Genomic DNA, 13687 nt, shown 5'->3' on the forward strand with positions numbered 1-13687 from the left:
ACTCAGCCTCACCTGGCGTGTCGATGCGGACCTTAGCATCGAACTCGACGGTGTTGCCATCTTCCTTCGTAGCGCTGACGTGCACGGTCTCTGGGATCGTGTCGGACTCGTTCAGAGCCTCGATACCGGTGATATCGAAGGTCTCGGTGCCGTCCAGACCCAGGGAGCCGTGGGACTCGCCCTCAGGGAACTGCAGTGGGATAACGCCCATACCGATCAGGTTGGAGCGGTGGATACGCTCGAAGGACTCAGTAATAACTGCCTTCACACCCAACAGGTTGGTGCCCTTTGCAGCCCAGTCACGGGAGGAACCGGTGCCGTATTCCTTACCGGCGAGGACAACCAATGGGGTGTCCTCGGCGCGGTAATTCTGAGCAGCGTCGTAGATGAATGCCTGCGGCGCGCCCTCTTGGGTGAAGTCGCGGGTGTAGCCACCCTTGACGTCGACCAACTCGTTGGAGAGACGGATGTTTGCGAAGGTACCGCGAACCATAACTTCGTGGTTACCACGGCGGGAGCCGAAGGAGGTGTAGTCCTTGCGCTCGACACCGTTCTCGTCGAGGTAGTTTGCAGCAGGGGTGCCTGGCTTGATGGAGGAAGCAGGGGAGATGTGGTCGGTCGTGACCGAGTCACCCAGCTTCGCCAAGACGCGTGCGCCCTTGATGTCAGAGACTGGCTCTGGTTCAGCTGGCATGCCGTCGAAGTAAGGAGCCTTGCGGATGTAGGTGGAATCTTCGTTCCACTCGAAGGTCTTACCCTGTGGAACATCCAGCTGCTGCCACTGCTCGTCGCCCTTGAAGACGTCAGCGTAGTCAGCCTCGTACATCTCGCGGGAGATTGCACCCTGGATGGTGGTCTCGATCTCCTCGGAGGATGGCCAGACGTCCTTCAGGAAGACGTCGTTGCCTTCCTTGTCCTTGCCCAGTGCCTGGGTTTCGAAGTCGAAGTCCATGGTGCCGGCGATAGCGTATGCAATGACCAGCAGTGGAGATGCAAGGTAGTTCATCTTCACGTCTGGGGAGATGCGGCCTTCGAAGTTACGGTTACCGGACAGAACAGCGGTTGCAGTCAGGTCGTACTCGTTGATGGCAGTGGAGATCTCGTTTGGCAGTGGACCGGAGTTACCGATGCACGATGCGCAACCGAAACCGGACAGGTAGAAGCCGACAGCCTCAAGGTCCTTCCACAGGTCTGCACGGTGGTAGTAGCCGTCGACGACCTGGGAGCCTGGCGCCATGATGGTCTTGACCCATGGCTTTGCGGTCAGGCCCTTCTCTGCGGCCTTGCGTGCCAGCAGTGCTGCACCGACCATGACCGAAGGGTTGGAGGTGTTGGTGCAGGAGGTGATAGCCGCGATGGTCACAGCACCGTGGTCGAGGGTGTACTCGCCACCCTGTGGGGACTCGATGATGACCGGCTTGGAGGCGCGGCCCTCAGCACCTTCTGCTGCGGACTCACCGTTTGCTGGCCAGGACTCGTTGTAGTCAACAGCGTCGACCTTCTCTGCGCGTACTGGCTCGGTGGAGTCCTCGCCAGCGGTGTTGTAGTCAGGCAGCTGGTTGCGGAAAGTTTCCTTCGACTCGGACAGCAGGATGCGGTCCTGTGGGCGCTTCGGGCCAGCGATGGAAGGAACGACTGTAGACAGATCCAGCTCGAGGTACTCGGAGTACTCAGCCTCTGGTGCGTCCATGTCCAGCCACATGCCCTGTGCTTTAGCGTATGCCTCAACACGGTCAATGTCAGCCTGATCGCGACCAGTCAGGTGCAGGTAGTTAATGGTCTCCTCGTCGATCGGGAAGATCGCGGCGGTGGAGCCGAACTCTGGCGACATGTTACCGATGGTTGCGCGGTTTGCCAGTGGGATCGACTTCACGCCGTTGCCGTAGAACTCGACGAACTTCTGGACCACACCGTGCTGACGCAGCATATCGGTGATGGTCAGAACGACGTCAGTTGCGGTCACGCCGACAGGGATCTCACCGGTCAGCTTGAAGCCGACAACGCGAGGGATGAGCATGGATACCGGCTGGCCCAGCATTGCTGCCTCAGCTTCGATGCCGCCGACGCCCCAGCCCAGGATGCCCAGGCCGTTCTGCATGGTGGTGTGGGAGTCCGTACCAATACAGGTATCTGGGTATGCCAGACCCTCGTTGTCGAAGACGACGCGGGACAGGTACTCGATGTTGACCTGGTGGACAATACCGGTGCCTGGAGGCACGACGCGGAAGTTCGAGAAGTTCTCTGCACCCCAGCGCAGGAACTGGTAGCGCTCTTCGTTGCGCTGGTACTCGATTTCCACGTTCTTTGCCATCGCGTCTTCAGTACCGAAGGCCTCGATGATGACGGAGTGGTCGATAACCATCTCGGCTGGTGCCAGTGGGTTCACGTCATCTGGGTTGCCGCCGAGGGTGGAGATTGCCTCACGCATCGTCGCCAAGTCGACGACACAAGGAACACCTGTGAAGTCCTGCATCAGGACACGTGCTGGGGTGAACTGAATCTCGATGGAAGGCTCAGCCTTAGGATCCCAGTTCGCAATTGCCTTGATGTGGTCTTCGGTGACGTTCTTGCCGTCTTCGGTACGCAGCAGGTTCTCGCCGAGAACCTTCAGGGAGTAGGGTAGCTTCTCCATGCCTTCGACTGCGTCGAGTGCGAAGTAGTCATAAGACTTGTCGCCGACCTCGAGAGTCTTTTTGGCGTTGAAGGAGTTCTTGCTTTCAGTCACAGTGAGCTCCGTTTCTCGTTGGTGATCCGTTTTCAGAATGGGTGTGACCCCTAATGCGGGCGCCTACGTTGATCACTTGGAAAAGCCCTGTCGGACCTCATTCCTTGTCGCAACGCGAGCACAGCGGTCAACCGTCAATTGTATGACAGTTGTCGCGGTCAAATACCAAGTTTAACAGTACGTGCGTTCTGTTGGAGGATTCTCACTGAATTGAGGCATGTTTAGGTCCGAGTGGCACCCCCGTTCAGGTAATCTCAAAGCCGATTCGACCGCGAGAAGGGAACTCTAATGAGTCAGGACAATCTTGATCTAGAGGCTTTAGCCCAGCAGTTACACCACGATGGCATTGCCTTTGGTACGGATAATCTTGCGAACTGGGGGATAGAGGAATCGCTCTTGAATGCAGTCAATGCAGTGACCGACGAGGGATTCCCCCAGTTGGGGGTAGTGGTCGTTGAGGGGGCGGATCTGCATGGCGCGCAACTGCGGGATCTAGCACAAGACCTCAATCTGCAAACAGGGATAGATACCGTCATTGTTCGCTCGCCCCATGCGGTGGCGGCGGTTAGTGATACGTTAACGCGAGGCGAGATCGAAGCGGGCCAGGAGGCGATGCTCGCGCAGCCTGATTATGCGGCCGGGCTGGAGGGATTTGCCTCCGCCTCCCAGGGACTTGAGATCTCCTGGGGTGTTGTTTTTGTTTGCCTCCTGCTTGTCACTGTGACTGTTGCCGTATTCACCGCACTTTTCGTCAAGCGCTAAAGCTTGACTTTTGAAATATAACCAAAAAGTTACCCTAACGTGATTCTCGGAGTGACGAGAATCACATTTTTTATGCCTTCTAGCGAAGTCCCAGCTGGGGCGCTTGTATTGTCATGAGGTTTGCCTTGACTGGTGTGAAAATTGGTAAAGCTTGTGCGGCTGACCAGTGATGTGGCTTAAGGTTTCAATGTCGGCTCATGAGTCGCGTATATGTAACACGAATATCTTGCGTATCGACAAGACACGGGCATGTGGGGAAGCACGCCAAGCGTCAGATACTTCTAGGTAGATCGGGCTACATAGCCGCACTTGTGTGCCCGCACATCAGTAGTCGATCTATATCTACCGCAGCAGTCAAGGTTTTAACCTTGACGAGGTTTGGCTGGAGCCCGCCTAGAAAGGTGGTCACCCAGCTCTACTTCGGCATGCGGTATGAAGGAGTTCCTTCGTGCTTAATCTCAACCGTCAGCGATGGAGTGTGCGCGCCCGCTCTTGGGCGGCTGCCGTCGCTTGCACCGCCTCGGTGTCTCTTGCAGCATCGATAACCCCCGCCGTCGCCCAAGAGGGATCGTCGGCAAGCTCACTCGTATCCGCGATTTCCGATGCCCAGTCGACGATTGACCGCCTCAACCTCGAGATGGGCGCGCTTCGTGAAGCAGTCAATAAGGCGATCATCGACTATGGCGACGCCCGCTCGGCTGCGGAACAGGCCCGTCGTGGCGCTGAGGAAGCACGGGAAGCGTTAAAGAATTCTCAAAGCGCGGTCGAGACCGCTCAAGACGAGCTCGACGAAGTGTCGCGCAGGACGTATCGAAACGGGGGCTCCGGAAATAGCATCGCCCCGCTCGACAGTGGCGACGCAGTCAAGGACTCTCTGGAGCGCGACGCCTACCTTCAGAAACAGCGCGACGAGAAGCAGAACACCCTCAATGCGCTTGAGGGGGAACGCACGGCGAAAGCCAACGCGGACTCGCTTCTGCGTCTGGCGGTCCAGCTTGCTGAAGAGCGCGAGAACCAGGCGGCAGCGGCAGAGGAAAGTGCAAACGAACTGCTGACCGAAAACCAGGAAGCTCTCCTCGAGAAGAGCGACGAACTCGTTGAAGCTCAAAATGAGCTTGTCGAGGCCCAGGAGGCACTCGAAGAGGTCCGCCCAGGAGCGGCAGCCACCGCTGAGAGCACTGAGAGCACTGAGGCCACTGGCGCCACCGCACCGTCGGAAAGCGCTACCGGCTCCTCCACTGATGACAAGGCGGAAACGGACGCAGAGTCCACGACAAGCGAGCAGGCGGCAGCTGAAGAACCTTCAGAGGAGCAGGAGGCACATTCCGGGGAAGACTCTGCTGAACAGCCCGCAAACCAGTACTTCAGCGATACCCGCTCTCTAAACGGCGAAGCTGATTCTGCTGAGGAGTCCGGGGAAGACTTCGCAGCAGACAATGACGCGGCATCGGAGCTGTCTTCTCAGGCCGTCACGGCAATCTCTGAAATGGCTACTGAAAAGGCTGAAGAATCCATCCTGGACCGTGAGATCCCCGTTCCGACTCTGCAGCAGATCGAGGAAGCGGTAGACACGGTGATGTCCACCCAGGGTTCCTTCGACGAGTCCAGTCAGAGCGATCTCGCATCCGTTGCGTCCGTCGTCGCGCCGACGCTGGTTGTGTTGGCTACACAGGTGTCGAACGCCGACCTGGCACAAGGCTCCTCGTCGATTAGCGGTGCAGAGCAGGATGATGTGTCGGACGAGACCGATTCTTCGGACTCCACGGATACCGCCGATGCTTCAGAGACTGCTGACTCCACCGACACTCCAGCCTCAGGACTTCCATCCACGGCCAACACTGTGGAGACCGATACCGCCGACCTGGATACCGTACTGCCGGAGATCCAAACGGCTGAGGAAGTCACTGAGGCAGCTACCGAGCTCGTCTCTGACAGCTCTCGGGCGGCGAAGATTGAGACGGTTATCGCACGCGCCGAATCGCAGCTGGGCGTTCCTTATGCCTGGGGCGGCGGTGACGCGAATGGTCCGACTAAGGGCATTCGCGATGGCGGCGTCGCTGACGCGCATGGCGACTACAACAAGATCGGATTCGACTGCTCCGGTCTCACCCTGTACGCCTTTGCGGGCGTGGGCATCTCCCTTCCGCACTACACGGGATACCAGTACCAGCGCGGAACTCAAATCTCCCCAAGTGAGGCTCAGCGCGGCGATCTCCTGTTCTGGGGGCCAGCGGGCAACCACCACGTGGCGATCTACCTGGGCGACGGCATGATGATTGAAGCTCCGCAGTCTGGAGACGTTGTGAAGAAGTCTCCTGTCCGCTGGTCCAGCATGTCGCAGTATGCGGTTCGCCTGATCTAAGCGCTGAATCCAATCACAAACGAAAGTTTGATAGGCTCTCCTATATGGTTATGAGCGACTACGATGCACTCCTCGTCCTTTCCTTCGGTGGTCCTGAAGGAAATGACGAGGTTGTGCCTTTTCTAGAAAACGTCACGCGCGGCCGTGGCATCCCACGCGATCGACTGGAGCAGGTGGGGGAACACTACTTCCACTTTGATGGGGTGAGCCCCCTCAACCGCCTCAATCGCGAGATCATCGCCAATGTCGAGGCGGTGATCAAGGAGCGTGGCCATGACCTTCCGGTGTACTTCGGTAACCGTAACTGGCATCCGATGGCCAATGACACCGCCCAGCAGATCGCTGACGACGGCCACCGCAATGTCCTGGTGTTCGCTACCTCTGCGTGGGGTGGCTACTCGGCATGTCGCCAGTACGACGAGGACATCGTTGGAATGCGCGAAGCAGTACCCGGGCTGAACTTCACCAAGCTGTGGCAGTTCTACGCCCACCCAACGTTCGTCCGCCTCATGGCAGACGACCTGAAAAAGGCGTGGGAAGCGTCCGACAAGGATGCAACGAAAGTCCTGTTCACCGCCCACTCCGTGCCCACCGCGGCGGACGAGGTCGCCGGCGGACCGAACGATGCCCACCTGTACTCCCGTCAGGTCGCAGAGTCTTCTCGCCTGATCGCCGAAGCCGCTGGCATAAAGGACTATGAGATCGTTTGGCAGTCGCGTTCCGGCAACCCACGCACCCCGTGGCTGGAGCCGGATGTCGTCGACCGCACTGAAGAGCTCGCGCGTGACGACGAATCCTTCAAGCACCTGATTTGCGTGCCTGTCGGATTCATCTCCGACCACATGGAAGTGATCTGGGATCTGGACACCGAGCTGAAGGAAGCGTGCGACGAAGCAGGCATCACCTTGGATCGCACGCCAACGGTGGGCCACACGCGCGAATTCGCGGAGATGGTCGTCGACCTGGCAGAAAACGTCGGCGCTGACGAACGCCCGAAGACCTTATCGACGATCACCGTACAAGGCTGCACCACTAATGGCGCCCCGTGCGCGCCTGGCTGCTGCAAGAACGACTAGGCGTCGCGCCAATAGTCCTGGACCGCATCCGCCACGCCTGCCATGCGGGCGGTGCGGATGTGGCGCCACAGGGCAAACAATTGGGGGTCAAGGCTGTGGTCACCGATCCGGTCAGTCACCGTTTCGATGATCGCCGCCACGCGGTCCGCACGGGCAAATAATTTTGCGGCACGCGGCGTGATGCTGCTGGGCAGCCCGGGGGTGTCATAGAAATCCGCCAAAGTGCCCACCGTCAGCCGCGGATTGGGCAATGCATCGGTGCTATATCCGATTGCCTCAATGAGAGCCGCTGCACCGTCCGTCGCCTGCGAGAGGAGACGATCACCTTCGCCGGGAGACAACCATGCAGGCTCCGGCAAGCGCTCCTCTTCTTCGAACCAGCGCCAAGCCACCCCGCCTTCGTCGTAACGCGGGATCAAGATGTGCGACACGCCAGCGCCGCGAACGACGAGCGCACCCGCCGAGGTGAGTGCCTCCGCGGCCGGCGACCCAGCCGGTATTCCGGCAGCCTGCCCTGGGCCCCACAAGATGAGGCGGATAACGGGCTCCTCGCCATCGATATCGGCCACTGCTCGGATCTCGCGCAGCATATCGACGAGGGGGCCACCATCCCACGTGTGCGTACCACCTAAGTCGGTGAAGGCGTCGAGCACAGAATCGGTCGGCTCATGCCCGTAGAGCCACGCCGCCAACCACACGGCGGTGTTCTGCAATGGGGAATAGACTTCGGCGCGCATATCCATTCCCGGCATTCTAGCCGATACACTGTGCAGGTTATGAGCACTGATGATCGTTATAGTGGCGACATTTTCTCTGGCCACGCCCGCACCAAAGCGCCCACGTACCCGGAGGTACCGGCGAAACCCGGAATCGTCGTAGAAGTCTACGGGGATGACTTCGTCGGAGCCGTGATCAACTTTGAGAAAACCTACGACGGGCACTTCGTGCGCCTCGAGGACCGCCACGGCGTGCAGCGGCTCTTCAAGATGATGCCCGGCGCGTTCCTCTATGAAGGCCACCGCGTCACTTTGACACGCTTCGTCGAAAAGCAAGCCCCGCGCAGGTCCAATTCGGGCTCGCGGCGCGTGGAGAACGTGCAGGCGAAGGTGGCGATGCCTTCGCGGATCTGGGTGGAAGGTATCCACGATGCGGCGATCGTGGAAAAAGTGTGGGGGCACGACCTGCGGGTAGAGGGCGTTGTCGTGGAGTACCTGGAGGGGTTGGATAATCTGCCGGCGCGTCTCGACGAGTTCCAACCCGGACCAGGCCGCCGAATCGGGGTGTTGGCTGACCACTTGGTGGAAGGCTCGAAGGAATCCCGACTGGTGGCGAATGTGGGCCCCGATGTGCTGGTGACGGGGCATCCGTATATCGATATTTGGGCAGCTGTGAAGCCTGAGCGTTTAGGCTTTCATGCCTGGCCGGAGGTGCCTTATGGGGAGGACTGGAAAACGGGTGTGTGCCGCAGGTTGAGCTGGACGGACCCGAAGGAAGGTTGGAACCGGGTCTATGGCGCGGTGAACTCTTTCCGTGACCTTGATTCCACGCTGATCGGCGCGGTTGAACGGTTGGTAGATTTTGTGACAACGCCTGAGTTATCGAAGGAAGATATGTAATGTTTGGGGCGTGGGTCCACTTATTTGGTTAATCGCTACGCTTGTCCTCGCCGGCCTGGAACTGGCTGTCGGTGAGTTCACTTTGCTCATGCTCGCAGGCGGTGCGCTGGCTGCTACTGGGGTTGCGCTTTTCGGGGTGCCGTTGTGGGCTGAAGTTCTGGTGTTCGCGGCTGCGTCGGCGGCACTTATCGGGTTCCTTCGCCCGTATTTGAAGAAGCGGTACCACCAGCCGAAGGTGCTGGATACTTCGCCGCAGGCGCTCGTCGGAAAGCGTGCGGAAGTGATTGAAGCCATTGGTCCTTCGGGCGGGCAGATTCGTCTTGATGGGACGTTCTGGTCGGCCAAATCGATCGATCCACAAGAATCAATTCCCGTTGGCGAATCCGTTGTTGTGGCGGAGATCGACGGGCCAACCGCTATCGTCTGGAAGGACGCTTAACAGTGGTCGCAACTATTGCAATCATCCTCATACTTATTCTCATCGCTGCGGTCGTTTTCAAATCCATTGCACTGATTCCGCAGGGTGAAGCTGCGGTGATCGAGCGGCTGGGCTCCTACACGCGGACCGTCTCAGGTGGGCTGACGCTGCTAGTGCCTTTCATCGACCGCGTCCGCGCGCGTGTAGATACCCGTGAGCGCGTGGTATCTTTCCCGCCGCAGGCCGTCATTACCCAAGACAACCTGACTGTGGCCATTGATATTGTGGTCACCTTCCAGATCAATGACCCAGCGCGCGCCATCTACGGGGTGGACAATTACCTCGTGGGCGTGGAACAGATCTCCGTGGCTACCCTGCGTGACGTTGTCGGTGGCATGACCCTGGAAGAAACTCTGACCTCGCGCGAGACGATCAACCGGCGCCTGCGCGGCGAACTGGACGCAGCCACAGCGAAGTGGGGCCTACGCATTAGCCGCGTTGAGCTGAAGGCTATTGATCCGCCGCCATCCATCCAGCAGTCGATGGAGATGCAGATGAAGGCCGACCGCGAGAAGCGCGCCATGATTCTGACGGCAGAGGGACAGCGCGAATCCGACATCAAGACCGCCGAGGGTGAGAAGCAGGCCCGGATCTTGTCGGCTGAAGGTGAGAAGCACGCAGCCATTCTCGCGGCAGAGGCGGAGCGACAGGCCACCATTTTGCGCGCGGAAGGTGAGCGTGCCGCGAAGTACCTTGAAGCCCAGGGTGAGGCACGCGCGATCCAGAAGATTAATGCCGCCATCAAGTCCTCCGAGGTAACTCCGGAGGTGCTCACCTACCAGTACCTGGATAAGCTTCCGCAGATGGCGCAAGGGGAGGCCTCCACGATGTGGATGATCCCGTCTCAGTTCGGCGACTCTTTGGAGCAGTTCGCGAAGGCCTTCGCCAAGAAGGACGACGATGGCGTGTTCCGCTACGAACCTGCGAAGGCCGACGAGCAGACCAAGCAGTTGGCCGGTCAGGAGGACACCGACGCCTGGTTTGAGACCAATACCGACCCAGAGATCGCTCGCGCTGTAGCAGAGGCCCGCGCGGTGGCGAACAAGCCGGCGGATTCGCCGCTGGCCGCCGAACTAGATAATGGCCCTGAGTCGAAGGCGGGGCCAGCGGAAGACCCGGGCGAAGTGGGCGCGAGCTTCAACTTCAAGGAGTTGTCGGAGCGGTCGCGCGAGTAATCAGGTTAACCGCGAGCCGCCAGCCAGCCTGCTCCGCCTGCCACCCGGCGGCTTGCAGGCGCTGGCTCATCGCCTGCTTAGAAATACCGAGGACCTCGGCCGCTTCGTTCTGATTACGCCCGCTGCGCACCAGCGACGTGGCCTCCCGCCCCTCGACGGTGCGCTTCGCCAGCACGTGCCCGATCAGGGCGAAGGTGGCCTCAATGTCGGAGGCATCGCTGGTGTCTCGAACACTGTCGACGACCACGCGCACCTGAGCCGGCCGCGTACCCACCGCTTCGGTGGCGGCGAACGTTGCCGGCCCATGATCGGTGATCCCGATGCCGATGGCCCAGTTACCATCCGACAGCAGCGCCATGACCAGGTCGCACGTCTCGGCGGGGCCCATCACGTGTGCCCTGATGTCTTCTACCCCCACGTGCTCAAAGGTGCCCACGCCGGGCAGAGTCGCCAGCGCGTCGGCGGAACGGCGGACAATATCGGCGCGGCGGTTTTCGCGGCCTCGGTAACGGGCGTGGACAGCAATCACAGCTATCAGTCTACTGTGAGGGCTTGACGTTCAGGTCAACTGGTTGCGGGTTTTCGCTACGCGCCCTTCGCGTATCGACGATCAACCCGGCAATTCCCACCACCGCCAGGATGGCCATCGTCGCAATGACCGCTGGGTTTGCCTCGCCCGTCAAGGTATCGCCGAACAACGTAATCAGGATCGTGCCGGGGGCGGACCCCACCAAAGTGGCGAGCGTAAACGGCACCAGCCGCACCTTCGTCAGGGCGGCAACATAATTCATGATTGAAAAGGGGACACCAGCAATTAAGCGCAAACTCACCACGGCCAACCAGCCACGGCGCTCCAGGTGATCGTTGATGGTGGCCACGGTGGGGTGAGTCAGCCGGGGCTCGATCCAATCGCGCAATAGCCCGCGGACAATCACCAAGGACAACGCGGCGGCGACTGTTGTGGCTGTCAGTGAAATGATAATGCCCCACACAGGGCCGAACAGAATGCCGGAAGATAACGTCATTACCGTACGCGGGATAGGAAACTGTGTGATGAATACATACAGCAGCCAAAACACCACGGGGAACCAGGCGCCGGTGGTGTTGGCCCACTCGCGCAGAACAGACAGCGGGGGGACGTCGATAAGCGCCCATGCGACAACAAAAACTACAGCCGCAATGACAATGGCGATGATCCGCCAGGTACGCGTTTTCATGATGCCATCATTCTAGGAGGTGACGGCGTAAAGCCTTAAATGCTCCTATAGTGGGAGCTATACCAATAGTTCGGACAAAGGAGATTTTATGGCTGACTTACGCACTGACCATGGTCCAAACCCATACGTGCTGGACATCGAGGATGTCACCAAGCAGAACGATGCCTTCCGCGATACCCTCTGGACTGGCAAGTACCTGCAGATGACCGTCATGTCGATCCCGGCTGGCGGGGAGATTGGTGCTGAGGTCCACGACGACCACGATCAGTTCCTGCGCCTCGAGAGCGGCAAGGGCCGCATCATGATTGGTGAAAGCGAAGACAACTTGGACATTGATCAGGTTGTTGAGGATGATTTCGCGATCTTCGTCCCGGCAGGGAAGTGGCACAACTTGGTCAACGATGGCGACGAGCCAGTGAAGCTGTACTCGATCTACGCTGCCCCAGACCACGTGAAGGGCACCTTCCACCAGACGAAGGAAGACGCGGACAACGATCCAAACGAGCAGCACTAGTCATAACTAGGCAGGGGACTCCCGAAGCATTGCAAGGTGCTTCGGGAGTTTTCCTCATCCTTCGAGGGTAGTGATAAGCGGAGCATAAGCCCCCAAGATCACAGACCGTCAAGGGTGGCGCTTGCGCCATCGCGTAGCGACGCAAAGCGCCCTTGACTGGCTGTGTTCGGGGGCTACGCTTCGCCACCAACCAGCGAGCAGTCAAAAGAAAAACACACGCTAAGAGCGTGCCAAAAAGCCCAGCGCAGCGCCCGGGTAAAACCCGGATAGACCTAGTGAAACAAGCACTTAGGTTACCTAAGTAGATGGCTTGCTCCGACCGGTGCTTAGATGTACTCGCCATTTACGAGTCACTCAAAAAGAAGGTCCTGAGTCATTGGATGCATGAGGTGTGACGGGTCATCGGCGGCAACGCCGATAACGTCCACGCACAAAAAGTTGCGCGCGGCTTTACACATGAGACCAGCGGGCCGTGAAAAAATCAGGCAGAAGGTGCGAGGAACGAGTACAGAAGAGCCTGAGATTCTTGCGCGGTGGTTTCTGGGTCGATTGATGTGAAACCGGCTGAGGAAGGAGGGGTTTTGAGGGCCAAAAAGTTTTTGGCATACGTGCCTGACCGACCGATTTGCGGGCCTCTCCTCAACTTCTGTCATTGCATACAACGCTTCACTCTTAGAATTTTTTGCAGATAAGTAGATGACCTGCACAAACGTTGACATCTAAATCGCATTAAACTATGTTGTAAGTCACACACAGGTTATCTTCTAAGGAGCTCAGATGAAACGAGCACTTTCATCCACCCTGTTGCTGGCAATCACTAGCACTCTAACTATCGGTATGGCAGTACCTGCAGAAGCTGCGGAGCTGTCAAAGAGTGAAACAGAACGACAAACCTCCCAACCTCTCGAAGTCCTAGAGACACTCGAAAGCCAAGGAGACATTGAAGCCTCTGTAGATTCATACCCAACAGTGGCCACCGATGGAAATAGCTCTGAGCTCCAAAACGGTAACGTAGGCCTAAAAACAAATCTAGGAGGAGCTACCTACGTTGAGGGAAAAATAACAACAGTAGCTAGTGATGACCACAACATCATCTACGAAAACCTCCAGAGCGGTGACTCACGGGCTGTAATTCAAATCGACTCACCCGATGCGCCTACTTCATACTCATTTGAGATGACTGGAGAGTACACCAGCTTAGCGATGCGAGAAGACGGCGGAATTGATGCCCTGGACGCAGACTCAAATATTGTCGCATCAGTCGACGCTCCATGGGCCTACGATGCCGATGGCGACGCTGTTCCCACATATTTCACCATTGACGGAAACACGATTACTCAGGTTGTAGAGCATAATGAAAGCTTCGACTACGGAATCGTTGCTGATCCGACGCTTAGGGAACATATCAAAAAAGTAATTGCGCGTTGTCTTGGCGTACTTGGCGCAGTAACCTGCTTGGGCGGAATTGTATACCAGTACCTGTAAACCGATAGGATTCGCAGATGCTTACTTGGTTAGGAATAAAAAGAAAAGTCGACACCCCTCAGACTCGACAGTTTTTTAGTGGTGTTTCGAAGAGAACAGTTGTCATAACACTGGCAAGTGCACTAGCAGTCATGATATGAGGCGGACTGGGTTTGGTGGAGATAGGGTTTTACCCGAACAAGGAGAACCCCATGCCCCGCCAAAGCAAGTACGACCCCGCGACCCGCGAGCGCGCGGTACGGATGTATTTCGAACGCCTCGACGAAGGCGGTATGTC

Annotated in this window: 12 protein-coding genes; 8 read left to right on the forward strand and 4 right to left on the reverse strand. The window is 58.3% G+C overall.

Features of this window, described 5'->3' with window-relative positions; genetic code table 11:
• A partial coding sequence (gene acnA, locus ACHFGA_RS03185; RefSeq protein ID WP_394280985.1) for an aconitate hydratase AcnA occupies positions 1-2725 on the reverse strand: 2725 nt, incomplete at its 3' end.
• A 288-nt stretch (positions 2726-3013) separates the two neighbouring features.
• On the opposite strand from acnA, the gene ACHFGA_RS03190 reads away from it, so the two are divergent.
• The 3 genes from ACHFGA_RS03190 to ACHFGA_RS03200 all read left to right on the forward strand — a co-directional run bounded on the left by ACHFGA_RS03190 (position 3014) and on the right by ACHFGA_RS03200 (position 6925).
• A complete protein-coding gene (locus tag ACHFGA_RS03190) occupies positions 3014-3487 on the forward strand; it encodes a DUF6676 family protein (protein ID WP_394280986.1) in 474 nt (157 codons plus the stop codon).
• A 448-nt stretch (positions 3488-3935) separates the two neighbouring features.
• Entirely contained in the window at positions 3936-5849 is a 1914-nt protein-coding gene (locus ACHFGA_RS03195) for a DIP1281 family NlpC/P60 protein (RefSeq protein WP_394280987.1), read from the forward strand.
• A gap of 44 nt (positions 5850-5893) precedes the next feature.
• On the forward strand, positions 5894-6925 hold the full coding sequence (locus ACHFGA_RS03200) for a ferrochelatase (protein ID WP_394280988.1): 1032 nt from the start codon (positions 5894-5896) through the stop codon (positions 6923-6925).
• Here ACHFGA_RS03200 and ACHFGA_RS03205 read toward each other — a convergent pair.
• The gene (locus ACHFGA_RS03205) at positions 6922-7668 is read right to left on the reverse strand and encodes a hypothetical protein (protein WP_394280989.1); all 747 of its coding nucleotides are present in this window, start codon (positions 7666-7668) and stop codon (positions 6922-6924) included. The genes ACHFGA_RS03200 and ACHFGA_RS03205 overlap by 4 nt on opposite strands.
• 33 nt (positions 7669-7701) lie before the next feature.
• Between ACHFGA_RS03205 and ACHFGA_RS03210 the strand changes: the two genes are divergently transcribed.
• From ACHFGA_RS03210 to ACHFGA_RS03220, 3 genes are read left to right on the forward strand one after another with little or no spacing between them, the layout of a single operon-like run.
• Positions 7702-8541 (forward strand): DUF3097 domain-containing protein, encoded by an 840-nt coding sequence (locus tag ACHFGA_RS03210; protein WP_394280990.1) that lies wholly within the window; start codon positions 7702-7704, stop codon positions 8539-8541.
• Between the two features lie 10 nt (positions 8542-8551).
• Entirely contained in the window at positions 8552-8980 is a 429-nt protein-coding gene (locus ACHFGA_RS03215) for an NfeD family protein (protein WP_394280991.1), read from the forward strand.
• A 2-nt stretch (positions 8981-8982) separates the two neighbouring features.
• A complete protein-coding gene (locus ACHFGA_RS03220; protein WP_394280992.1) occupies positions 8983-10194 on the forward strand; it encodes an SPFH domain-containing protein in 1212 nt (403 codons plus the stop codon).
• Here the strand turns inward: ACHFGA_RS03220 and ACHFGA_RS03225 are convergent.
• Both ACHFGA_RS03225 and ACHFGA_RS03230 read right to left on the reverse strand, forming a co-directional pair.
• Entirely contained in the window at positions 10163-10723 is a 561-nt protein-coding gene (locus tag ACHFGA_RS03225; RefSeq protein WP_394280993.1) for a MarR family transcriptional regulator, read from the reverse strand. The genes ACHFGA_RS03220 and ACHFGA_RS03225 overlap by 32 nt on opposite strands.
• A gap of 10 nt (positions 10724-10733) precedes the next feature.
• Positions 10734-11411 (reverse strand): TVP38/TMEM64 family protein, encoded by a 678-nt coding sequence (locus ACHFGA_RS03230; protein WP_394280994.1) that lies wholly within the window; start codon positions 11409-11411, stop codon positions 10734-10736.
• Positions 11412-11499: 88 nt separating this feature from the next.
• Here ACHFGA_RS03230 and ACHFGA_RS03235 point away from each other — a divergent pair, with 88 nt between their 5' ends.
• Together ACHFGA_RS03235 and ACHFGA_RS03240 are read left to right on the forward strand one after the other, a co-directional pair.
• Positions 11500-11925, forward strand: a complete 426-nt coding sequence (locus tag ACHFGA_RS03235; RefSeq protein ID WP_394280995.1) for a cupin domain-containing protein — start codon at positions 11500-11502, stop codon at positions 11923-11925.
• Positions 11926-12702: 777 nt separating this feature from the next.
• Positions 12703-13410, forward strand: a complete 708-nt coding sequence (locus tag ACHFGA_RS03240; protein ID WP_394280996.1) for a hypothetical protein — start codon at positions 12703-12705, stop codon at positions 13408-13410.
• Positions 13411-13687 lie beyond the last annotated feature (277 nt).

The organism is Corynebacterium sp., assembly GCF_043426755.1.
In the GTDB taxonomy this organism is placed as follows: Bacteria; Actinomycetota; Actinomycetes; order Mycobacteriales; family Mycobacteriaceae; genus Corynebacterium.

Bases quoted from the DNA above. Each gene is read 5' to 3' on its own strand.
- ACHFGA_RS03190 (WP_394280986.1), top strand. From the start codon at position 3,014: ATGAGTCAGGACAATCTTGATCTAGAGGCTTTAGCCCAGCAGTTACAC.
- ACHFGA_RS03235 (WP_394280995.1), top strand. From the start codon at position 11,500: ATGGCTGACTTACGCACTGACCATGGTCCAAACCCATACGTGCTGGAC.
- ACHFGA_RS03205 (WP_394280989.1), bottom strand. From the start codon at position 7,668: ATGGATATGCGCGCCGAAGTCTATTCCCCATTGCAGAACACCGCCGTG.
- ACHFGA_RS03200 (WP_394280988.1), top strand. From the start codon at position 5,894: ATGGTTATGAGCGACTACGATGCACTCCTCGTCCTTTCCTTCGGTGGT.
- ACHFGA_RS03230 (WP_394280994.1), bottom strand. From the start codon at position 11,411: ATGAAAACGCGTACCTGGCGGATCATCGCCATTGTCATTGCGGCTGTA.
- ACHFGA_RS03210 (WP_394280990.1), top strand. From the start codon at position 7,702: ATGAGCACTGATGATCGTTATAGTGGCGACATTTTCTCTGGCCACGCC.
- ACHFGA_RS03240 (WP_394280996.1), top strand. From the start codon at position 12,703: ATGAAACGAGCACTTTCATCCACCCTGTTGCTGGCAATCACTAGCACT.